22 protein-coding genes are annotated in these 20,433 nt (G+C 65.0%); 14 read left to right on the plus strand and 8 right to left on the minus strand.

Annotation, left to right across the window (positions count from 1 at the left end; genetic code table 11):
* Window positions 1–93: 93 nt before the first annotated feature.
* Together HAV18_RS23490 and HAV18_RS23495 are read left to right on the plus strand one after the other, a co-directional pair.
* The gene (locus HAV18_RS23490; protein ID WP_166960492.1) at window positions 94–702 is read left to right on the plus strand and encodes a DUF2939 domain-containing protein; all 609 of its coding nucleotides are present in this window, start codon (window positions 94–96) and stop codon (window positions 700–702) included.
* 183 nt (window positions 703–885) lie between these two features.
* On the plus strand, window positions 886–1,461 hold the full coding sequence (locus tag HAV18_RS23495) for a hypothetical protein (protein ID WP_243771760.1): 576 nt from the start codon (window positions 886–888) through the stop codon (window positions 1,459–1,461).
* A gap of 64 nt (window positions 1,462–1,525) precedes the next feature.
* On the opposite strand, the gene HAV18_RS23500 is transcribed toward HAV18_RS23495, so the two are convergent.
* From HAV18_RS23500 to acs, 3 genes are all read right to left on the minus strand, one after another.
* Window positions 1,526–3,541 carry a sodium:solute symporter family protein gene (locus HAV18_RS23500; RefSeq protein ID WP_166960495.1) on the minus strand — a complete coding sequence of 672 codons (2,016 nt, stop codon included), beginning with the start codon at window positions 3,539–3,541 and terminating at the stop codon, window positions 1,526–1,528.
* Between the two features lie 3 nt (window positions 3,542–3,544).
* The gene (locus tag HAV18_RS23505; RefSeq protein WP_166960498.1) at window positions 3,545–3,889 is read right to left on the minus strand and encodes a DUF4212 domain-containing protein; all 345 of its coding nucleotides are present in this window, start codon (window positions 3,887–3,889) and stop codon (window positions 3,545–3,547) included.
* 83 nt (window positions 3,890–3,972) lie between these two features.
* A complete protein-coding gene (gene acs, locus HAV18_RS23510) occupies window positions 3,973–5,955 on the minus strand; it encodes an acetate--CoA ligase (RefSeq protein ID WP_166960501.1) in 1,983 nt (660 codons plus the stop codon).
* Between the two features lie 316 nt (window positions 5,956–6,271).
* Here acs and HAV18_RS23515 point away from each other — a divergent pair, with 316 nt between their 5' ends.
* From HAV18_RS23515 to HAV18_RS23555, 9 genes are all read left to right on the plus strand, one after another.
* Window positions 6,272–7,165, plus strand: a complete 894-nt coding sequence (locus tag HAV18_RS23515) for a DMT family transporter (RefSeq protein WP_166960504.1) — start codon at window positions 6,272–6,274, stop codon at window positions 7,163–7,165.
* A gap of 113 nt (window positions 7,166–7,278) precedes the next feature.
* Window positions 7,279–7,902 carry a TIGR00645 family protein gene (locus HAV18_RS23520; protein ID WP_166960507.1) on the plus strand — a complete coding sequence of 208 codons (624 nt, stop codon included), beginning with the start codon at window positions 7,279–7,281 and terminating at the stop codon, window positions 7,900–7,902.
* Window positions 7,903–7,937: 35 nt separating this feature from the next.
* Complete coding sequence (locus HAV18_RS23525; RefSeq protein ID WP_122945864.1) at window positions 7,938–9,461, plus strand: fumarate hydratase; 1,524 nt, start codon at window positions 7,938–7,940, stop codon at window positions 9,459–9,461.
* Between the two features lie 194 nt (window positions 9,462–9,655).
* Window positions 9,656–10,132 carry a bacterioferritin gene (bfr, locus tag HAV18_RS23530; RefSeq protein ID WP_011352652.1) on the plus strand — a complete coding sequence of 159 codons (477 nt, stop codon included), beginning with the start codon at window positions 9,656–9,658 and terminating at the stop codon, window positions 10,130–10,132.
* A gap of 39 nt (window positions 10,133–10,171) precedes the next feature.
* Window positions 10,172–11,032 (plus strand): glutamate racemase, encoded by an 861-nt coding sequence (gene murI / locus HAV18_RS23535; RefSeq protein ID WP_166960510.1) that lies wholly within the window; start codon window positions 10,172–10,174, stop codon window positions 11,030–11,032.
* Between the two features lie 151 nt (window positions 11,033–11,183).
* Window positions 11,184–11,420 (plus strand): bacterioferritin-associated ferredoxin, encoded by a 237-nt coding sequence (locus tag HAV18_RS23540; protein ID WP_011352654.1) that lies wholly within the window; start codon window positions 11,184–11,186, stop codon window positions 11,418–11,420.
* A 217-nt stretch (window positions 11,421–11,637) separates the two neighbouring features.
* Window positions 11,638–12,369 carry an energy transducer TonB gene (locus HAV18_RS23545; protein WP_166960513.1) on the plus strand — a complete coding sequence of 244 codons (732 nt, stop codon included), beginning with the start codon at window positions 11,638–11,640 and terminating at the stop codon, window positions 12,367–12,369.
* A 36-nt stretch (window positions 12,370–12,405) separates the two neighbouring features.
* Window positions 12,406–13,137: a MotA/TolQ/ExbB proton channel family protein gene (locus HAV18_RS23550; RefSeq protein WP_059528373.1), complete on the plus strand. Its 732-nt coding sequence runs from the start codon at window positions 12,406–12,408 to the stop codon at window positions 13,135–13,137.
* Window positions 13,138–13,150: 13 nt separating this feature from the next.
* On the plus strand, window positions 13,151–13,579 hold the full coding sequence (locus HAV18_RS23555) for a biopolymer transporter ExbD (protein WP_021163407.1): 429 nt from the start codon (window positions 13,151–13,153) through the stop codon (window positions 13,577–13,579).
* Window positions 13,580–13,977: 398 nt separating this feature from the next.
* Here HAV18_RS23555 and HAV18_RS23560 read toward each other — a convergent pair whose 3' ends face one another.
* Window positions 13,978–14,952 carry a LysR family transcriptional regulator gene (locus HAV18_RS23560; RefSeq protein ID WP_166960516.1) on the minus strand — a complete coding sequence of 325 codons (975 nt, stop codon included), beginning with the start codon at window positions 14,950–14,952 and terminating at the stop codon, window positions 13,978–13,980.
* 122 nt (window positions 14,953–15,074) lie between these two features.
* On the opposite strand from HAV18_RS23560, the gene HAV18_RS23565 reads away from it, so the two are divergent.
* The 3 genes from HAV18_RS23565 (at window position 15,075) to hemP (ending at window position 16,913) form a co-directional block, all read left to right on the plus strand.
* Window positions 15,075–15,947, plus strand: coding sequence for a pirin family protein (locus HAV18_RS23565; protein WP_166960519.1), 873 nt, complete (start codon window positions 15,075–15,077; stop codon window positions 15,945–15,947).
* Between the two features lie 99 nt (window positions 15,948–16,046).
* Complete coding sequence (locus tag HAV18_RS23570; protein ID WP_166960522.1) at window positions 16,047–16,529, plus strand: SRPBCC family protein; 483 nt, start codon at window positions 16,047–16,049, stop codon at window positions 16,527–16,529.
* Window positions 16,530–16,667: 138 nt separating this feature from the next.
* Entirely contained in the window at window positions 16,668–16,913 is a 246-nt protein-coding gene (gene hemP, locus HAV18_RS23575; protein WP_021163412.1) for a hemin uptake protein HemP, read from the plus strand.
* A gap of 274 nt (window positions 16,914–17,187) precedes the next feature.
* On the opposite strand, the gene HAV18_RS23580 is transcribed toward hemP, so the two are convergent.
* The 4 genes from HAV18_RS23580 to HAV18_RS23595 are packed head-to-tail and all read right to left on the minus strand — an operon-like array spanning window position 17,188 to window position 20,422.
* Window positions 17,188–18,585 (minus strand): 4Fe-4S binding protein, encoded by a 1,398-nt coding sequence (locus tag HAV18_RS23580; RefSeq protein WP_166960525.1) that lies wholly within the window; start codon window positions 18,583–18,585, stop codon window positions 17,188–17,190.
* Entirely contained in the window at window positions 18,582–19,424 is an 843-nt protein-coding gene (locus tag HAV18_RS23585) for an FTR1 family protein (protein WP_166960528.1), read from the minus strand. Before HAV18_RS23585 ends, HAV18_RS23580 begins: the two co-directional genes overlap by 4 nt.
* Window positions 19,425–19,482: 58 nt before the next feature.
* Window positions 19,483–19,815, minus strand: a complete 333-nt coding sequence (locus HAV18_RS23590) for a cupredoxin domain-containing protein (RefSeq protein WP_166960531.1) — start codon at window positions 19,813–19,815, stop codon at window positions 19,483–19,485.
* Window positions 19,816–19,870: 55 nt separating this feature from the next.
* The gene (locus HAV18_RS23595; protein WP_011352665.1) at window positions 19,871–20,422 is read right to left on the minus strand and encodes an iron transporter; all 552 of its coding nucleotides are present in this window, start codon (window positions 20,420–20,422) and stop codon (window positions 19,871–19,873) included.
* Between the last annotated feature and the right edge of the window lie 11 nt (window positions 20,423–20,433).

Genomic DNA, 20,433 nt, shown 5'->3' on the forward strand with positions numbered 1-20,433 from the left:
TACCCGTGCCTCGGATTGTCGGCAACTCAAATTTTCCAGAATGCGGCCGTTAAACTGCGTTCCCGATAAACGATATCAACGCGTGTAGAGACCATGAAAAAGAAAACACTGATGGCGGTCGCCGGGATCGCAATAACCGCAGGCGTGGCAACCAGTTATGCGAGCCCATACATCACCATGCATCAGATGCGATCGGCCATTGCCGACAAGGACGCCGACTCATTTTCTTCCCATGTCGACTTTCCATCGTTGCGCGAAAGCCTGCGTGCGCAACTCATGGCCATGATGCAGGCGAAAATGGCGAATTCGCCCGAAATGAAAGGCAATTCATTCGCCGACCTGGGAATGATGATGGCGATGGGCTTTGTGAATCAGGCCATCGACACGATGGTTACGCCGGCGGGAGTCATGACCATGATGGCTCAGGGAGCGGCCAAACCTGCGCACGCCAGCGTGCCGGCATCCGCTCCCGAACCATCGGAAACGGCGCATGCAGCGTCCAACGGTAGCGCCACGCCGCAAACATCGAGCAGCACGCCGAAGGCCGACTATTCGGTCGGCTACAAGAACTGGTCGACGGTCACCGCAACTGCGCGACAAGGAACGGACGACGAGGTGACGTTCATCTTCAAGCGTGACGGCCTCTGGTCCTGGAAGCTGAGCGCAATCAACGTACCGATCGACAAGTTCGGTTCGAACTGATCGCCCGGAAGCGGACCGGCCCCGGCGCCCTGGCGCGGCCGATCCGCTTCCCCGTTCGGGCCAAACGTGCGGCGGACAGCGAACCCCGAACACCGCGCGCTAAAGATGTGTATTCTTCTGACGATATCCGAGGTTTCAGCTCCGCGAGTCAGATCCATGCGATTTAGTCCACGGTTCGCCCTGATGGTTGTCGCTGCGACGATGCTGTCAGCTTGCGCAACGGCATTTTCGCCGGCGTCGATCAGCACCACCGTCGCGGTGACCTCTCCCCCGCCGCCCGAGAAAGCGCTGCGCGACGGCGGATCGTCGACCGACCTGTCGGCCATCGGCCAGCCTGCATCCCCATTTCGCATGCTGCTTTCCGTTCGCGAGTGCGCTGCCGGCAAATGCGCGGCGGGAATTGCCATGCCGACGCTCGCGGTCACGGTTCAACGCGTGTCCGAAGGACAGGCGGCAATACGCTTCTCGGTCAACGGAGATATAGGCAGCAGCCAGACGCTGAAATCGCAATCCGGGACCGCCGCGTCGGAAGTGACGATGTCGATCCCGTCGAGCGCGACACCGATCAACGATCGCTTTGCCGTGGACCGGGTCGCGACGATCAAGGTCGGCGAGTTTCGACACGTGGCACTGCCGCATGGCATCCGTGCGTATGTCTGCGTCGCGATACCGAACGCCAAGGGCATGACGGACGGAAGCTGCGATTTCAGCCGGGTGCAGACGACCAAGGGGGCCGAGCTCGGCATTTCCGCGCTCTGACGCGCTCGTCACGGCGCCAGTACGGGCGGCTTCCGGCACGTGAGCATGCCGAACGACGCCCACGTCACGGATGCCGGATGTAATCCACCAGCGCCCGCGTATAGTCATCCGGCTTTTCATCGAGCAAACTCACGACGATCGCCACCGCGAACCCCGCCGGCACCCCGAACACCCCTGAACTGATCGGCTCGATTCCGAACCACGTGCGCCCCGCGAACCCCGTCAACTGCGTGAAGTACGGATAGGTCGACACGATGTAGTACACGCACACCGCCAACCCCGTCACCATCCCGGCGATGGCGCCGCGCGTCGTCGTGCGCTTCCAGAACACGCCGAGCACCAGCACCGGAAAGAAGCTCGAGGCCGCCAGCGAGAACGCGGCGCCGACGAGAAACAGGATCTTCCCGGTATTGAGCGACGCGACATACGACGCGAACAGGGCGACGCCGAGCAGCAGCACCTTCGAGATCGTCACGCGCCGCTGGCTCGACGCGTCGGGCGCGACCATGCAGTAATAGACGTCGTGCGACAGCGCGTTCGCGATCGTCAGCAGCAGCCCGTCCGCGGTCGACAGCGCCGCGGCAAGCGCACCGGCCGCGATCAGTCCCGACACGACATACGGCAGCCCGGCAATCTCCGGCGCGGCCAGTACGACCATGTCCGGCTGCATCTGGATTTCCGACCAGTGCACGATGCCGTCGCGAATCACCTCGACGACGCTGATCAGGTCGGGTTCGAAGTGATGCCATTGCGTGACCCATGCCGGCAATTCGGCGAACGGCCGCCCGACGAGGTTCGCGAGGATCTCGTACTTGATCAGCACCGCGAGCACCGGCACGCTCAGGTAGAACAGCGCGATGAAGAACAGGGTCCACCCGACCGAGCGCCGTGCCGACGCGACCGACGTGGTCGTGTTGTAGCGCGTCAGGATGTGCGGCAGGCTCGCGGTACCGAGCGACAGGCACAGCAGCAGCGCGAGGAAATTCCGCTCGCGCGGCTTGCGTTCGTCATCGCTCGCCGCGGGAAACGGCTCGTGCATCGGCACGGGCGGCTCGGCACGGGCCAGCAGATCGTCGCGCGCCTGCGTCCACGCGACACGCGCCGCCGCCGGATCGCGCGGAAAGTCGGCCAGCTCGCGCTCGCGCTGGCTGATCTCGCGCAGCGGCCCGTTGTGGCGCCGCAGGTCGGCCAGCTGGTCGGCGAGATGCCGGCGTGCATCCGCATACGACGAAGGCAGCCGGTCGAGCCGCGTCTGGATATCCGCGGCCTGTCGTCGATACGCGTCGCGCACCTGCTGCTCGTCGGGCGCATCGCGCACCTGCGCCTCGCGCGCCGCGACGCGCTCCATCAGCTTGCCGTAGCTGAACTGCGGCACGGGGCCGAGCCCGATCTTCATCGCGATCAGCGACACCGGAATCAGGATCGCGCTGATCAGGATGATGTACTGCGCCACCTGTGTCCATGTGACCGCGCGCATCCCGCCGAGAAACGAGCACACGAGAATGCCCGCGAGCCCGCAGAAGATCCCGATCGCGAAATCGACGCCGATGAAGCGCGTCGCGATCAGGCCGATCCCCTGGATCTGCGCGACCAGATACACGAACGAACACAGGATCGCCGCGCCGGCCGCGAGCGCGCGCACGGCAGTGCTCGAAAAGCGCGTGCCGAGAAAATCGGGAATCGTGTAGCGCGCGAGCTTGCGCACATACGGCGCAAGCAGGAACGCGACGAGGCAGAACCCGCCCGTCCAGCCCATCACGTACGCGAGCGCGTCGTAGCCGGTCGCATAAAGCGAGCCGGCCAGGCCGATGAACGACGCGGCCGACAGCCAGTCGGCGGCCGTCGCCATCCCGTTGAACGCGGACGGCACGCGCCGCCCGGCCACGTAGTACTCGACAAGATCGGACGTGCGCGACAGCAGCCCGATCACCGCATACACGGCGATCGGCACGAACAGGAACACGTAGCCGATCCAGACGCCGGAGCCGGCGGCGCGCTCGATCCGCCACATCAGCAGCACGAATCCGAGAAACCCCAGCGTGTAGAGCGCATACGCGCGGATCAGTCGATGCGTCAGCATGAATCAGCGCCCGCCATTCACGTTACCGGCGTGCGCCGCATGATCGTCGTACGCGCGGCGCAGCGTGCGGTCCGCACGTTGCATCAGCCCGATGTAGACGGCGATCAGCACGAGATACACGAGAATCGCGCCCTGCGCGCCGACATAGAACGGCAGGCTGAACCCGGCGAAGCGGACGCCCGCGAGCGCGGGCCCGAAGAACGGTACGACGAACGACACCGAAAAGCCGATCACCATCAGCACCGCGATCAGCGCGACGTTGAAGCGCCAGTAACGCGCGTGGGCACGTGCGAGCGGCTCGGGAACGGGCGGTGGCGCGGCAGGCGCGGGTCGGGTCGGAACGGTCATCCCGTTATGTAACAAAAAGCCCCTGCGCCGGCAATCGGGATTGCCGCGCAGGGGCTCGTGCGCGTAATGCGCGACCGGTACGGTCAGCGCACTTCGGTGAGCTGCTCGAGGATGGCCGGATTCTCGAGCGTGGACGTATCCTGCGTGATCGCTTCACCCTTCGCGAGCGAGCGCAGCAGGCGCCGCATGATCTTGCCCGAGCGCGTCTTCGGCAGGTTGTCGCCGAAGCGGATGTCCTTCGGCTTCGCGATCGGCCCGATCTGCTTGCCGACCCAGTCACGCAACGTCTTCGCGAGCGCCGCGGCTTCCTCGCCTTCCGGACGCGAACGCTTCAGCACCACGAACGCGACCACCGCTTCACCCGTCGTATCGTCCGGACGGCCGACCACGGCCGCCTCGGCCACGAGCTCGTGCGAGACCAGCGCCGATTCGATTTCCATCGTGCCGAGCCGGTGGCCCGACACGTTCAGCACGTCGTCGATCCGGCCCATGATCGTGAAGTAGCCGGTGTCCTTGTCGCGCACGGTGCCGTCGCCGGCGAGATACAGCGTGCCGCCGAGTTCTTCCGGGTAGTAGCTCTTCTTGAAGCGTTCCGGGTCGCCCCAGATCGTGCGGATCATCGCCGGCCACGGGCGCTTGACGACGAGAATGCCGCCCTGCCCGTTCGGCACGTCCTGGCCGGTTTCGTCGACCACCGCGGCCATGATGCCCGGCAGCGGCAGCGTGCACGAACCGGGCACGGTCGGCGTCGCGCCCGGCAGCGGCGTGATCATGTGGCCGCCCGTTTCGGTCTGCCACCACGTATCGACGATCGGGCAGCGCTCCTGGCCGACGTGCTTGTGATACCACATCCACGCTTCCGGATTGATCGGCTCGCCGACCGTGCCGATGATGCGCAGGCTCGACAGGTCATAACTCTTCGGATGCACCTTGTCGTCGGCTTCGGCCGCCTTGATCAGCGAACGGATCGCGGTCGGCGCGGTGTAGAACACGGTGACCTTGTGGTCGCCGATCATCTTCCAGAAGCGGCCGGCATCCGGGTAGGTCGGCACGCCTTCGAATACGACCTGCGTGCCGCCGCAGGCGAGCGGGCCGTAGGTGATGTACGTGTGGCCCGTGACCCAGCCGATGTCGGCCGTGCACCAGAACACGTCGGTGGGCTTCCAGTCGAAGGTCCACTTCATCGTCTGCGCGGCCCACAGCAGGTAGCCGCCGGTGCTGTGCTGCACGCCCTTCGGCTTGCCGGTCGAGCCCGACGTATACAGGATGAACAACGGATGCTCGGCGCCAACCCATTCCGGCTCGCACGTGTCGGACTCGCCGTCCATCAGTTCGTGCATCCACAGGTCGCGGTCGGCATGCCAGTCGATCTTGCCGCCGGTGCGGCGATACACGATCACGCTCTTCACGGCTTCACAGCCGCCCAGCGCGAGCGCCTCGTCCGCAATGCTCTTCAGCGGCAGCGTCTTGCCGCCGCGCGCCTGCTCGTCGGCGGTGATGAGCGCCGTCGCGCCAACGTCGACGAGCCGCTCGTTCAACGACTTCGCGGAGAAGCCGCCGAACACGACCGAGTGCGTCGCGCCGATGCGCGCGCAGGCCTGCATCGCGACGATGCCTTCGATCGACATCGGGATATAGATGACGACGCGGTCGCCCTTGCCGACCCCGCGCTTCTTCAGCGCATTCGCAAAACGCGACACGCGCGCGAGGAGATCCGCATAAGTGACACGCGTGACGGTGCCGTCGTCGGCTTCGAAGATCACCGCGACGCGCTCGCCGTTACCGGCTTCGACGTGACGGTCGAGGCAGTTGTACGACGCGTTCAGCTCGCCGTCGTCGAACCACTTGTAGAACGGCGCGTTGGACTCGTCGAGCACTTTCGTGAACGGCTTGTGCCACGCAAGACCCTCGCGCGCGAGACGCGCCCAGAATCCTTCGTAATCGTTCTCGGCCTCGGCAGCCAGCGCACGATAGGCCGGCATGCCGGAAATGGTCGCCGCCTGCTCGAGCGCCGCGGGCGGCGCAAACTGGCGGGTTTCGTGAAGAACCGATTCAATCGCAGACATCGACTACCCCTTGGTGAACATGAATCCTCTGCATGGCGGCGCGATCGTGCGCGCCGCGCGTCTTGGCCGGCGCATGCGCGCCGCTGTCTCCTACCCACCACCCGCACACGGCCCGGAGGCCGCTGCGCGATGCTGCGCCGCACCACATCGCACGAAGGCGACCGGGCGACCCGACAGTGTCCACAATAAGCGCTCCAACTTACCCGTCACTTACGCGGCACGGCCGTTTCGCCCAGCGGGCGGCGGCGCTTGCAGCTTTACGCTGTAACGAGCGCGACCCTACAATCCTAACTGAACTCGCCTTCCGGATTCCAGCTTGAATCGCTACGCTTTCTTTCTCGTTCTGTCGATGCTGTTCGTCGGCAGCAATGTCGGTATCGGCAAATCGATCGTCGTCTTCGTTCCCGTCGCCATTCTCGCCACGCTGCGCTTCGTGATCGCGATCGCCGTGCTGTGGCCGCTGTTCAGCCCGGTGAAGATGCGCACCGTCAAACGCGGCGAATGGCTGAACCTGTTCCTGCAGGCGTTCTTCGGCACCTTCATGTTCACGCTGCTGATGCTGAACGGCGTGCAGCGCACGAGCGCGGTCGCGGCCGGCGTGATCACCAGCACGATCCCGGCGATCGTCGCGCTGTTCGCGTGGCTGATCCTGCGTGAAAAACCGAACGGCCGTGCGCTCGTGTCGATCGCACTCGCGATCGCCGGCGTCGTGACGATCAACCTCGCGAACGGCAGCGCCGCCGGGCATGGCGAGTCGTCGCTCACCGGCAACCTGCTGATCCTCGGCGCGGTGTGCTGCGAATCGATCTACGTGATCCTGTCGCGCCGCCTCACGCAGACACTCGCGCCGATCGACATCTGCGCCTACACGCACCTGTTCGGCCTGTGCCTGATGCTGCCGCTCGGCGCGACGGCCATGTGGCATTTCGATTACGCGAGCGTGCCGGCCGGCACCTGGGCGCTCGTCGTCTGGTACGGCCTGTCGGCCAGCATCTTCTCGTTCTGGCTGTGGATGAAAGGCATCCGGCACGTGCCGGGCAGCCTCGCCGGTGTGTTCAGCGCGGTGCTGCCGGTTGCCGCGGCCGCGTATGGCATCGCGTTCCTCGGCGAGCGCCCGACCCTCGCCCACGGCATCGCACTCGCGTGCGTCGTCACCGGTATCGTGCTCGCGAGCCTGCGCGTGAAACGCGTGCCCGCGGCCGCCTCCTGATCCGTCCCTGGCAGTGCCGGCGCGTCACTGCAGTCGCGCCGGCCGACGCGTTACAATAGCGCGCCTTTTCAAGATTACCCCCGATACCTGCGCACCGCGCCCGCACCGCCATCATGTCCGCCCCGCATTCGCCCGGCCGCCCCGCCCGTCGCCCGCTTCGCCCGCTTCCCGCGTTGATCTTCATGAGCCGCTGGCTCCAGGTTCCGCTTTACCTCGGCCTGATCGTCGCGCAGGCCGTCTACGTGTTCCTGTTCCTGAAGGAAGTCTGGCACCTGCTGTCGCATGCGACCAGCCTCGACGAAATCAGCGTGATGCTCGCGGTGCTCGGCCTGATCGACGTGGTGATGATCTCGAACCTGCTGATCATGGTGATCGTCGGCGGTTACGAAACGTTCGTGTCGCGCCTCGGCATCGAGGGCCACCCCGACGAGCCCGAGTGGCTCGACCACGTGAACGCGGGCGTGCTGAAGGTCAAGCTGTCGATGGCGCTGATCAGCATTTCGTCGATCCACCTGCTGAAGACGTTCATCAACCCCGACCAGCACACGATGCACGCGATCATGTGGCAGGTGATCATCCACGTGTCGTTCCTGGTGTCGGCGCTCGTGATGGCGTGGGTCGACCGCCTGACGACGCACACGCACCCGGCCCATTTCCACGAGCCGCGCGCCCACGACGGGCACGCGCCTGCAGCGAACGAGCCCCGCAAGCCGGCCGAAGCAGCCGTCAACGCATAAACGCATTCCCCCACTGTCCCCACAGAGTCTCAGCCATGACCGTCATCAAACAGGAAGACCTGATCCAGAGCATCGCGGATTCGCTGCAGTACATCAGCTACTACCATCCGCTCGACTACATCCAGGCCCTCGGCCGCGCGTACGAGCTGGAAGAAAGCCCGGCCGCGAAGGATGCGATCGCACAGATCCTCACGAACAGCCGCATGTGCGCGGAAGGCAAGCGCCCGATCTGCCAGGACACCGGCATCGTGACGATCTTCGTGAAGGTCGGCATGGACGTGCGCTGGGACGGCGCGACGATGGGCCTCACCGACATGATCAACGAAGGCGTGCGCCGCGGTTACACGCACCCGGACAACGTGCTGCGCGCGTCGATCGTGAACCCGCCGGAAGGCGCCCGCAAGAACACGAAGGACAACACGCCGGCCGTGATCCATTACGAGATCGTGCCGGGCGACAAGGTCGACGTGCAGGTCGCGGCGAAGGGCGGCGGCTCGGAGAACAAGTCGAAGTTCGTGATGCTGAACCCGTCCGACTCGATCGTCGACTGGGTACTGAAGACGGTCCCGACGATGGGCGCGGGCTGGTGCCCGCCGGGCATGCTCGGGATCGGCATCGGCGGCACCGCCGAGAAGGCGATGCTGATGGCGAAGGAATCGCTGATGGAGCCGATCGACATCCAGGAAATCATCGCGCGCGGCCCGAAGGACTGGGTCGAGGAACTGCGTGTCGAGCTGCACGAGAAGGTCAACGCGCTCGGCATCGGCGCCCAGGGCCTCGGCGGCCTGGCAACGGTGCTCGACGTGAAGATCATGGCGGCACCGACGCACGCGGCATCGAAGCCGGTCGCGCTGATCCCGAACTGCGCGGCCACGCGCCACGCGCACTTCGTGCTCGACGGCTCGGGCCCGGCCAAGCTTGAAGCGCCGTCGCTCGACGCATGGCCGAAAGTCCAGTGGGAACCGAACACCGAAACCAGCAAGCGCGTCGACCTGAACACGCTGACGCCGGAAGAAGTCGCCAGCTGGGCGCCGGGCCAGACGCTGCTGCTGTCGGGCAAGATGCTCACCGGCCGCGACGCTGCGCACAAGCGCATCGCCGACATGCTCGCGAAGGGCGAGAAGCTGCCGGTCGACTTCACCAACCGCGTGATCTACTACGTCGGCCCGGTCGATCCGGTGCGCGACGAAGTGGTCGGCCCGGCAGGCCCGACGACGGCCACGCGCATGGACAAGTTCACCGAGACGATGCTCGCGCAAACCGGCCTGATCTCGATGGTCGGCAAGGCCGAGCGCGGCCCGGTCGCGATCGAGGCGATCAAGAAGCACAAGGCGGCCTACCTGATGGCCGTCGGCGGCGCCGCTTACCTGGTGTCGAAGGCGATCCGCGGCGCGAAGGTGCTCGCATTCGAAGACCTCGGCATGGAAGCGATCTACGAGTTCGACGTGCAGGACATGCCGGTGACGGTGGCCGTCGATTCGTCGGGCACGTCGGTGCACCAGACCGGTCCGAAGGAGTGGCAGGCGAAGATCGGCAAGATCCCGGTCGCAGCCGCCTAAGCGCGATCGAACGAAAGGCCGGACGCAAGTCCGGCCTTTTTGCTTCTCGTTCTCATTATTGTGTGTGGCCGGTTATTCGAGGCTGATTCTCATTACACGCAAAAGGCAGGCCCGACAAGGCTTTGAGGCTTGGCTTTTCTCGTACGAGCGATTATCTTTCGGTTTCTGAAGCCCCACTGAACAAGGAACAAGCCATGCAAGGCGACAAGAAAGTCATCGAATATCTGAACGCCCAGTTGAAGAACGAACTCACGGCGATCAACCAGTACTTCCTGCATGCGCGCATGTACAAGCACTGGGGCCTCGAGAAGCTCGGCAAGCACGAGTACGACGAGTCGATCGGTGAAATGAAGCACGCCGACTGGTTGATCGAGCGCGTATTCATGCTCGACGGCCTGCCGAACCTGCAGGATCTGCACAAGCTGCTCGTCGGCGAGGAAACCGAAGAGATCCTGAAGTGCGACCTGAAGCTCGAGCAGATCTCGCAGTCCACCTGCAAGGAAGCGATCGCCTACTGCGAATCGGTGCGTGACTACGTGTCGCGCGAGATCTTCGAAAAGATCCTCGACGACACCGAAGAGCACATCGACTGGCTGGAAACGCAGATCGACCTGATCGGCAAGGTCGGCCTGCAGAACTACCAGCAAACGATGATGGGTTCGCCGGAGTAAGATCGCTCCACGCTTCCCGTTATCGCCCCCAGCCTGTTCATGTCGACACCCTCCGTTATCGCCGCGACGGCCACGACCGTCGCCCCCATCGGCATCTTCGATTCAGGGCTGGGCGGCCTGTCGGTGCTGCGCGCCGTGCGCGCGCAGCTGCCTGACGAGTCGTTCATCTACGTCGCCGATTCGCACCATGCGCCGTATGGTCCGCGCGATGAGGCGTTCATTACTGAACGCACGCTGGCAATCGGCGAGTGGCTGGCCCGCGAAGGGGCGAAAGCGCTCGTCATCGCCTGCAACACCGCGACTGCACGCGCGATCGCCGCGATCCGCGAACACCTGTCGATGCCGCTCGTCGGCGTCGAGCCGGGCATCAAGCCGGCCGCCGCCGTGTCCGCGAGCGGTGTCGCGGGCGTCCTCGCCACGCAGTCGACGCTGAACAGCCCGCGCTTCCAGGCGCTGCTCGACCGCTACGGCGCCGGCCGCCGCTTCATCTGCCAGCCCGGCCACGGGCTCGTCGAGGCCATCGAGCGCGGCGACACGAATTCGCCCGCATTGCGCGCGTTGCTCGACAGCTACCTGCAGCCGATGCTCGACGACGGCGCCGATACGCTGGTACTCGGCTGCACGCACTACCCGTTCTTCACGGAAACGATTCGTGACCTTGTAGGCGACCGCCTGACGATCGTCGACACCAGCGACGCGATCGCGCGTCAGCTCGTGCGGATTCTCGACGAGCGCAACCTGCGCGCGCCGGCCGGCACGCGCGCGGCGCCGCCCCGCTTCTGCTCGACCAGCGACGGCCGCCAGTTGCAGGTACTCGCATCGACGCTGCTCGGCCTCGCTGCCCCCGTTGAATCCGTCACCATTTCCTCGCCGAACGCGCGCGCCTGCGCGACCGCCTGACACGGGCCGGCACGCCCGCTTGCGCATGCCGCTCCACCGCTCCTGCCGTTTCAAGGGTCCGATGACCTTAAAAAAAACCCGACCCACGCTTGTCAACGCCCGCAAAATTAATGATAATAATTCGCATTAACGTTAGCTATCGCAACTCACCATGATCGTCTGCGTGTGCAAGTCTGTTTCCGATCGCAAGATTCGCGCGTCCCTCGCCGAGGGCGTGAACTCTTTCGATGAACTCCAGTTCGAGCTCGGCGTGGCCACGTGCTGCGGCAAGTGCGAGGAGTCCGTACGCGACCTCATGGCCGAACAAGGCGTCTGCGCGAGCCAGTGCGGTGTCGAGCATCACGCTCACCCGATCCCGGTCACGTTCTACGAGCGCAAGGCTGCCTGACCGGCGCCGAGCGTGCACATGCGGCCCAGGCCGCATTTTTGTTTTGACCGTCAGCAAGCCACCGTATGCGCGAGCCAGCGGCTTACCTGCCAAGGAGCCCGTCATGGAATTGCTGATCGGATTTGTGACCACCGTTTGCATCTCGCTGCTGATCTTCCGCAAGTGATGCCGATTCACCCGCCGCGCCCCGGGTGCGACATCGTTCTTTCAAGCTAACATGCAGGCTTCGCATTCCGCTCCTGCCGGCGTCTTGCCGGCTGCACCACGTATGAATCCCCGAGTGATCGCCGTCGCGGTCGGTGTGCTCGCCGCACACGCGATCATGCTGACGGCCGCCTGGCTCCATCGCAACGCACCGCCGCCGCCGAAGGAGATCGAGGTTCAGTCGATCACCGCGCAACTCATTCCGCCCGCGCCCCCGGCCCAGCCGGTCGCGGTTCAGTCGGCCGCGCAGCAGCCCGCGCCGCCCAAGCCCACGCCTCGCGTGAAGCCGAAGGTCGAACCGAAGCCGGTGCAGAAAGCCATCACGACGCCTCAGCCGGTCGCGCAGGCACCGTCGCCGACGCCCGCGCCGGCAGCGGTCGATCCGACACCGGCTCCCGCCGCGCCGGCTCCTGCTGCGCCGGCTGCGGCACCCGGCCCGGCGCGCGAGACGATGCAGGTCAGCGCGCCGAAGAACGTATCGGCGCTCAGCTGCAATTTCGTGAAGCCCGCCTATCCGACGATGTCGAAGCGTCGCGGTGAAACGGGCACGGCCTATGTTCACTTCATCATCGGCGTGACAGGCAAGATCGAAAGCGTCCAGCTGCAGAAGAGCAGCGGCTACCCGCGTCTCGACGAAGCCGCGCTCGAAGCGACGCGCGCCAGCACCTGTCCGCCGTATATCGAGAACGGTCAGGCGATCCGCGCCGCCCATACGCTGCCCTTCAACTTCACGCTCGACGACTAACCCGTCATATTCGGTAGATTCAAAGGAAACAAGAAAATGCAAAGCTACGGTATCGCGCACGTCTGGGCGCAAGGTGATTTCGTCACGCGCGCCATCGCGATCACGCTGCTCGTGATGTCGGTCCTGTCCTGGATCGTGATCGTCATCAAGGGCTGGAACGTGATCCGCCTGAACCGCCTGACGAAGAACGCCGAACAGGCGTTCTGGCATTCGGACGACTTCGACGACGGCATCAAGAAGCTCGGGCTCGCCGCATCGACGCCGAACGACAACCCGTTCCTCGCGCTCGCGCTGTCGGGCAAGGAAGCCGCCGATCACCACCACCAGACGCAACCGCACCTGCACGACCGCATGGACGTGTCGGACTGGGTCACGCGCTGCCTGAAGGACACGATGGACGAAGGCATCTCGCGCATGCAAAGCGGTCTCGCGATCCTCGCGTCGATCGGCAGCACGGCGCCGTTCGTCGGCCTGTTCGGTACGGTCTGGGGGATCTACCACGCACTGCTCGCGATCGGCGCATCCGGCCAGACGTCGATCGACCAGGTTGCGGGACCGGTCGGCGAATCGCTGATCATGACCGCATTCGGCCTGTTCGTCGCGATCCCGGCCGTGCTCGGCTACAACGCACTCACCCGTGCGAACAAGGGCGTGGTCAGCAAGCTGCGCCGCTTCGCGCACGGCCTGCACGCGTATTTCGTGACGGGCGCGAGCCTCGCATCGTCGTCGACGCGCGACGGCCTGCGTCTCGCGACGCGCGCCAGCTGAGGCGGGGTGAACCATGGCAATGAACACCGGTTTCAGCGACGATGACGACGATGCGGTGATGAGCGAGATCAACATGACGCCGCTCGTCGACGTCATGCTCGTACTCCTGATCATTTTCCTCGTGACGATCCCGGCGATGCAGCATGCGGTGAAGATCGACCTGCCGCACGCCAGCAGCCAGCCCGTCGACGAGAAGCCGCAGACGGTCGACGTCGCGATCCAGGGCGACGGCACGATCCTGTGGGACGACCACACGGTCACGCGCGAGCAATTGCAGGAACGCATCGCGGAAGCGGCAAAACGCACGCCGCAGCCGGAATTGCACCTGCGTGCGGATCGCAAGGTCGCCTACGAACACGTCGCCGAAGTGATGTCGGATGCGCAGGCAGGCGGCCTGACGAAGCTCGGCTTCGTGACCGAGCCGACCGCGAAAGCGAAGTAACGCACGCGCAATCAGGCGCTCGCCGGCTGCACCTTGCCGGCCGTGCCCAACTGGCCGTGCCTAACCGGCCGTGCCCAAAGTAAAAGGCCTTCATCGCCAGATGAAGGCCTTTTTTCATGCGCACGCGGGCGCCTTCGGGCGGCGGGCTCTTTGGCGGTATCGGTTGCGCCTCGAGCAACGCAAATGCGACTCTGCCGTGGTCTGCACGGACTGCGCGTTCTGCCCTATCTGGCTCGCAATATATGCGGCCACCTGATTTCGCTCAGAACTTCCTTCACGAAATGGGATTTCAATATAGGCCCGCACGCTCGCGCATTCAAGGTTCCGGCGATTGAAACTTGCGATTGCAGGCGACGCTTCAATGACAAAACAAATTTGCGTCGCCGTGCACGTCGTGTTCAGGTCGCCGAAACATCGGCCGCCGCTTCCTTCTTCGCACGCTCCGGACACCCCGGCTCCTTGTAGGCGCCGTGATCGAGCTTCTCGACCAGATAGTCGACGAACGCACGCACCGCGGGCGGCATCCCCTGCCGCGACACGAACACCGCGTACAGTTGCGGCACGGGCAGCGTCCAGCCCGGCATCACCGGCGACAATTGCCCCGCGCGCAGCGCGTTGCCGTACATCATCTCCGGCAGCGCCGCGATGCCGAGGCCATCGAGCACGGCTTCTCGGATCGTCATCAGGTCGGCCGTCACCAGCCGCGGGTCGTGCTCGTGCACGTGACGCGTGCCGTCCGGCGCGATCAGGTTGAACACGTGCCGCCCGTCGACGCTCGGCGTATCGAGCGTTTCGAATCCGCTCAGGTCGCCCGGCACCAGCGGCGGCGCATTCTGGCTCAGCAGGCTCGGCGCGCCGACCAGCATCTGCTCGGTGCGCCACAACGGCCGCACGACGATATTCGCGTTCTGCGGCGGCTCCGAGCGCACGCGCAGCGCGACGTCGATCGAATCCTCGAACAGGTCGATCACGCGATTGGTCACGCGAACGTGCACCTTCACCTCGGGATAGCGGCGCAGGAATTCGGGCAGGATGCGCGACAGCATCGTCTGCGACAGCGTCACGGGCACGCTGACGCGCACCGAGCCGCGCGGCGATGCGCGCAACTGCTGGACCGCGTTCATCGCGGCCTGCGCTTCGGCCAGCATCGCCTGGCAATGCTGGTAGAACAGTTCCCCCGCCTCGGTCAGCGCGAGCTTGCGTGTGGAGCGCTGCAGCAGGCGCACGCCGAGCGCCGCCTCGAGTTCGGTCAGGCGCCGCGACAGGCGCGATTTCGAGATGCCCAGCACGCGCTCCGCGGCCGAGAAACCGCCATGTTCGACGACCTGCGAAAAGTACATGAGGTCGTTCAGGTTGTGTGCATCGATATTCATCTCATCGTTCCAATTTCAGAACAATCCATTGCGAACCGTCGCGAATCGAACGGTAAAACGCCCAATATAATAGCGCTATGTTTCAAAAATAACGCTATTCCCATGATTTCGAGGGTACCCGCATGACGACCGCTCGCTCGCTTGACCGCACCTACCCCGCACTTCGCACGACCGAAGGCGGCGGCTTCGTGGTTCACCGCCCGTTCCCGACCCGGCTGCTGATGGATTTCGATCCGTTCCTGCTGCTCGACGAAATGGGCCCCGTCGACTACGCGCCCGGCGAAGCCAAGGGCGCCCCCGACCATCCGCATCGCGGCTTCGAGACCGTGACCTACGCACTCGACGGGCGCTTCCGCCATCGCGACTCATCCGGCCATGCCGGCACGCTCGGCCCGGGCGACGTGCAATGGATGACGGCGGGCGCCGGCGTCGTGCACAGCGAGATGCCGGATCCGGAATTCGCGCAGACGGGCGGCCGCTCCCACGGCTTCCAGCTGTGGGTCAACCTGCCGCGCCGCGACAAGCTGATCGCGCCGCGCTACCAGGAGATCCCGGCCGATCGCATTCCGAGCGCAACGTCGCCTGACGGCCGCGCGACGGTGCGCGTCATCGCCGGCGAAGCGTTCGGTGTCCAGGCGGCGATCGAGACGCGTACGCCGATCCTCTACCAGCATTTCACGCTGCAGCCCGGCGCAGCGGTCACGCAGCCCGTCCCGGCAGGCTATCGCGTGTTCGCCTATCCGATCGACGGAACGGGCCTCTACGGGCCCGACAGGCAGGCCGTCGACGCACGGCACATGGTCGTGTACGGCGACGACGGCGACACGGTCACGTTCGCCGCCGGCGACACGCCGCTCGACCTGCTGCTGATCGGCGGCGTACCGCTCAACGAGCCGATCGTCCGCTACGGCCCGTTCGTGATGAATACCGAGGAAGAGATCCGGCAGGCGGTCGTCGACTACCAGACGGGTCGCATGGGCCGCATCGAGGCATGAGGCCCGGACGGGCGGGCAGGTGCCGCGAAACCGCCTGTTTTGCGTCACAATGACTTCTTGAACCATGTGGCCGCCCGCCACCAGAAGGAACCCGCCCCCTTGAACTTCGAACATCTGATCCAGATCAACTCCGACGATCCGGCCGTGCCGACCCTCACCCGCGACCAGCTCTGGGAAGGTCTCGTGCTGCGCGCCGAACAGCCGCAGCTGTTCGTGCTAGGCCTCGACAGCTGTGTCGTCCGCGAACGGACGGACACGACGCTCGAACGTGAACTGCACTACGGTCACGCGACCGTGCGCGACCACGTCACGCTCACGCCGAATCAGCAGGTCCGCTACGACATTCTCGCGGCCGACGGCGAGATCGGCGGCTCGCTGACGATGACGATCGAGGAACGCGACGACCACGAACTGTTCCTGCGTTTCGAATACCGCACGACGCTGGTCGTCACCGACGACAGCGAAGACGCGCGCCAGACGCACGGGATCGTCAAGGAGGCGTACCGCACGTCGGATATCGACACGGTCCGCCTGATCCGCGAGTACGCGCAAGGCCGCAAGGATCCCGATCCGCTGCACTGAACCCGGCGGCGGCCTGCGGGCCGCCTCTTTGATTCAAGCTATCAGATTCACCATTCCGATCGATAAAGAGTTTTTGTAAATGGGAATAGTTATCATTTAGAATTCATTCCATCGTATCGACAGTCACCGATCAACCGAATGACCGACACCATGCGCCCGACCACGCTGACCTTGCGCCGCCCGACCGGCACCGCAGGCAGCAGCCGTCAGAAGACGGCAGCGGTCACCACGCCGGCGAAGCCCGCCGGCAACCGCGATGCAGGCACGCGGGTCGTCAGCAGCGATGCGCTGCTGCAAGGCCAAAGCCACGTCAGCATCGCGCATAACGGAGAGACGTATCAGTTGCGCGCCACACGGCTGGGCAAACTGATCCTGACGAAGTAACGACCGAGTATTGTGGGGACCACCTCCCTGAGAGGTGTTGGGCATTAGCCAGCGTAACGGCTTGCACGCGAGATCTAGACCCCTTCGTGCAAACACACTCAAGCAGCCGTTGCAGCAAGCCAAGCCACTTTTTTTGGTTCTCGCACAAGGAAGAAAAAAAGCGACACGTCCTTCGACGTGTCGCTTTTTTGTTTGGGCGGCCAATGCGCGAAGCATGCCGCCGAAGTTCGTTACCGCGTCGATGCATGAGCGCCGACGCGGCACGCGAGCCGCTTCAGAACCCCCAGAACATCAACCACCACGCACTGTCGACGACGGCAAGCCCGACGGCGAACCATGCGAATGCCGCAAGCCGACGCGGCCAGGCCGCGTAGCGCCCCGTCACCTTCCACGCGAGCCACGCACTCCACGCGTTGGCGCCGACCAGGATCGCGATGCGCACATCGGTCGCCCAGCCAAGCGGCACGTGCTCGGCGCGCAGCAACGACAGCGTCGTTGCGGACAGCCCGAGGAACACGCCCGCTCCCGCGATCGGAATCAGCGCCTGCGCGAGGTGATGCAGCCGCACGCGATCAAAGCGGCCGAGCATCAGCGTGGCACCGGCCAGCAACACCAGCAGCGCCGTGCCGTACACGAGCCCCGTGCCGACGATGTAGCTGACGACCAGCCCGCCGTCGAGCCAGGAGAATACGTCGTTGCGATCCGGGTAATGCGTGAGCAGGAACCACGGTGCATTGGTTTCGAGCGGCCAGGTGATGTCATGGTCGATCAGCCAGCCCGCGAGCCATTGCTTGATCTGCACGAACCACGGGCTGACGGTCCAGTGAAACGCACCGATCGCGACGCCGAGCAGGCCGTACAGGATCAGCGCGGTGTCCCACGGGTTCGCCTTTTGCGCGCCGAGGTTCACGACTTCGTCGGACGGCGAGCGCAACGACAACGAAATCGCGTCGCGGTGCCCGCTGCAGCGGCCGCACATATGGCAGTCCGACGCGCCCTTCATGCTGCGCAACGGCACGAGCGGCGCACAATTGATCGGAATCACGCGATGGCCATGCTCGCCGTTCTTGTACGAACGGCGCCATGCATCCTCGTCGACCTTGTAGCGCATCGGCGCGAGCCGTGCGAGCAGCCCGAACACGCCGTTGACCGGGCACAGGTACTTGCACCACACGCGCTTCTCGCGGCCGTACAGCAAGCCGATCACGATCGCGCCGACGGTCGAGCCGCCGAGCACGAACAGCACCGCGAGCGGGTACTGGTACACGCTCACCATCTGCCCGTAGATCGTCGTGAGCCCGAATGCGACGAACGGCCAGCCACCCCACCGTATCCAGCGCGGAATCGGGCCACCGTGGCCGAACTTGCTCGCGTATTCGGTGAGCGCGCCTTCCGGACACAGCACGCCGCACCAGACGCGGCCGAGCATCACCATCGACAGCAGCACGAACGGCCACCAGATGCCCCAGAACGTGAATTGCGCGATCAGCGTGAGGTTGCTCCACAGGTGCGCGGAGTCGTCCGGCAGCGGCAACACCGCCGGCACGATGATCAGGAACGCATAGACGGCGACGACGGCCCACTGGATGCCGCGGATCAGCGCGCCGTGGCGCTGCATCCACTGGCCCGCCTGCGCGAGCCAGCCCGGCTTGGCTGCGGCGACAACGCTCATGCCGCGCGACCTGCAGCGACGGCCGGCCGACGGCTCGCGCGCTTCATCAGCAGCCAGACCACCGCCCAGTACACCGCATAGGCAACCAGGTTGGTCAGTGCCGGGTGTGCGCGATAGCCGGTCAGCGTCGCGACGAGCGAGCCGAACGTGCCCGAATCATCGAGGATCGCGGACGTGTCCCACACCTGCGAAATGCCGAGCGGCAGGATTTCCTTGTCGATCAGCTTGTCGACGCCGGTCTGGAACAGGCCTGCGCCGAGGAACAGCAGCATCACTTCGGTGACGCGGAAGAAATGCCGCCACGAGAAGTACTTGCCGCCGAGCTGCAGCAGATAGAACGTGAAGAACGCAAGGCCGAGGCCGATCACGACCGCAAGCATCTGGCTGCCGTCGACGTGGCCCGACTGGCCGAACCCGAGACCGTACAGGAAGATCACCGTCTCGCTGCCTTCGCGCGCGATCGCAAGCGCGACCAGCACCGCGACGCCCCACCAGTTCGAATCGCGCGTGCTCTGCTGCAGCGATTGCTCCATGTCGCGCTTCAGCGTGCGGCCGTGCCGGCGCATCCACAGCACCATCTGCACGATCAGCACGCAGGCGATCAGCACCATGGCAGTCTGGAAGTAGTCCTGCGCGTCGCCGGACAGCACTTCGGTGAAACCGACCAGCGCCGCGCCGAGGCCGACGGCCATCAGCAGGCCGACACCGACACCGGTCCAGAGAAAAGGCAGGCCGCGGCGCGCGTCGTCGTCGCCGTTTTTCAGCCATGCATAGAGAATGCCGACGACGAGCAGCGCTTCGACGCTCTCTCGCCAGACGATGAACAAGATCTGACCCATCGATACCTCCTGACGCGCAGTACACCGGGCAGGTGGGCCTGCGCGCAGATAAACCGCGTTACTTCGCGACGATCACGCCCTGCGCCTGCTGGTGGAAATCGTCGAAAAACTTGTACTCGCCCGGCGACAGCGGCGCGACGACCACGAACGAATCGGCACCCGGCGCGAGCACCTTCTCCTTGCGCAGTTGCACGCTCTCGAATTCGGCGGCACCCTTGCCGGTGTTCTTGATCTCGATCTTGAAACGCTGGCCGGCCGGCACTTCGATGCGGGCGGGAGTCAGCTTGCCGTCCGCCATTTCGAGCTTGAACGTCGGCAGATCGGCAGCGTACGCTGCGCCGGCAAACCACAGCGCAGCGGCTGCGGCAACGATTTTCTGGGGAATTTTCATTCTGGGTTCTCTACGCCGACGGCGCGCCGAAGCGCGCCGTCCGTGATGCTACCGATCAGTAACCGCCCTTCTTGCCGATACCGGCGAACGGGAAGTCGTACTCGAGGGTAACGGGCTTGAACCATGCGCCCACGCCCGTTTCCTTGTCGATGTGACGACCGAACGCCATGTGGCCCGTCTGCATCGGCGGCTTGACGACCATCGTCAGGTGGTACTTGCCCGGGCCGTTCAGCTTCACGTTGTCGCCGTAGTGCGGACCGTCGCTCGCGACCATGCCCATCAGGTCGCCTTCAGCCTTCCACTTCGCGTCGCCCTGCTTCGTCAGCTTGTACGTGACCTGCAGGTACGGCATCCAGTCGCCTTCCGCGAAACCCGTCGGGTTGTTCTTGACCGCATGGATGTCGGCCTCGAGGTGGATGTCGGAATCCGACGCCTTGCGCATCATCCCTTCCGGGTCCATCGTGATCGGCTGCAGGTACACCGCGCCGATTTCCATGCCGCCCTGGATCTGCTGCTTGCCGATCGGATATTCGGCAGCCGAGGCCGACATCGCGGCAAGCGCCGCCGCTACCGCAACCGTCGTGCGGATGAACGAAGAACCCAACATGGACACTCCTT

The sequence above is a fragment of the Burkholderia sp. D-99 genome (genome assembly GCF_011605345.1).
Taxonomy (GTDB): Bacteria; Pseudomonadota; Gammaproteobacteria; order Burkholderiales; family Burkholderiaceae; genus Burkholderia.